The sequence below is a fragment of the Johannesbaptistia floridana genome, from assembly GCF_057440575.1.
In genome coordinates this window covers 1-1654 of the sequence record NZ_JALKVM010000270.1, presented here as the reverse complement: position 1 = coordinate 1654, position 1654 = coordinate 1, and the positions used below count along the sequence as shown (strand labels likewise).

Here is a 1654-nt window from a genome sequence, read left to right as displayed (position 1 = left end):
CTTATTATCATAGACTCTGATTGTTGGGTTGCACTTTGTTTAACCCAACCTACAACTCAGCTCTTGCATCTTTACCCAAAGTTACTGGTTGTGGTTGAATTATGAGTAATGAGTAATGAGTAATGAGTAATGAGTAAGAAGTAAGAAGTAAGGAGTAAGGAGTAAGGAGTTTTGAAGTGAAAGAAGTTTTGAAGTAATGAGTTAAAGAATTAATGCGATCGCGCTTAAAAATTGATTCTCGCCTGTTGGCCTATTTAGTACTTTTGTTCTGATGCAAGATATGAGTACAAGATATTAAGTTTGAAGTGAAACAGGTATGATGGCGATCTCCTGATACCATGTAGTAGTTTGTAGGGTGCGTTAACGTGCGTGTAACGCACCATAAGAGTTAAACCCTACAAAAGCTCGTGTAGTTTAAGCAAACCTACAAGATATTAATTTTGAAGTCAAGCAGGTATAATGGCGATCGCTCTTAATCTCTCAACTTGCATATTTTTACATCCTTTCTTAGAACCAGGGGCAAAATCTCCTTTCTTAAGATAATAGGCTTGTTGAGCACGATTAACCGTATTTACTGCATTTTTGATTTCAGTGTCTCTAGCCTTACCTCCTACTCTAGCTATAGAAGTCTTTAATACAAAACCTACACACTGTTATTCGCTAATTTTTATTGCGAACTGCGAACTACAAAGACAATTATGATCAAGTCACATTAGCTTGACAAACTAAAATAGTGTGTTATATTTTAATCTGCCAGTTAAGAATTTTAGTAAGATGATGTATAACAAAAAAAATACACTAAACTTAAGCCACTGATTTTACCCGTAGCAACAATTGTTTCTCTCTTTAGCAGTCTTGCTTCTGGTGAAGCTGCTGTCTTAGATTTTGCCGGACTTGGTCTTAACAATAGTCAAGAAATTCCACAAACTTATGGCGATCAGCCCAACCTAGATGTTACTTATCGTAGCCTTTCTGGTTCAGGAAATAGTAGTGTACTTAATCCAAATATGCTTTATTGGGCTAACAATTATAGCGATTTAACTGATATTTCATATACTAATGGATCTAATAGTTTTGGTGTTGGTGAAATTACTTTAGATCCAGATCCAGGCTTTCAGGTTACCTTAGAAAGTTTCGATTTAGGATCTTGGCCAAATGTCGATAGGACATCTCAAGTTACCATATATAACCTCAACTATTCACAAGTGTTATTCAGTTCTGGAAATATTACTGTTGATGGCGATGTGGCTAGTAATTTTACTCCTAATCTAACTAGAAATGATGGGATTAAAATTCAATTTGGCCCAGATGGTTTTGACGTAGGCATCGATAATGTCACCTTTAATGTCTCCCCATCTAATGTAGTACCAGAACCTTTAACGATTCTAGGTACAAGTTTTGTCGCTGCTTGTTTACCAATGTTAAAGAAACAAAAAAATAAACAAAGATAACAGGTTCACAAGATTGATTCAAGCCTCTTTAACTAGAGGCGCTTCTATGATTAATAAAGATGACCATAGACTCTGATTGTTGGGTTGCACTTTGTTTAACCCAACCTACAACTCAGCTCTTGCATCTTTACCCAAAGTTACTGGTTGTGGTTGAGTAATGAGTAATGAGTAATGAGTAATGAGTAATGAGTAATGAGTTAAAG

1 protein-coding gene is annotated in these 1654 nt (G+C 35.7%); it reads left to right on the top strand.

Annotated features, from left to right (window positions below):
• The first annotated feature begins 1007 nt into the window (after positions 1–1007).
• Positions 1008–1451, top strand: a complete 444-nt coding sequence (locus MW688_RS16865) for a PEP-CTERM sorting domain-containing protein (protein WP_486737180.1) — start codon at positions 1008–1010, stop codon at positions 1449–1451.
• The last annotated feature ends 203 nt before the right edge of the window (positions 1452–1654 follow it).

Coding starts and splice junctions, on each gene's coding strand:
- MW688_RS16865 (WP_486737180.1), top strand. CDS start 1,008: ATGCTTTATTGGGCTAACAATTATAGCGATTTAACTGATATTTCATAT.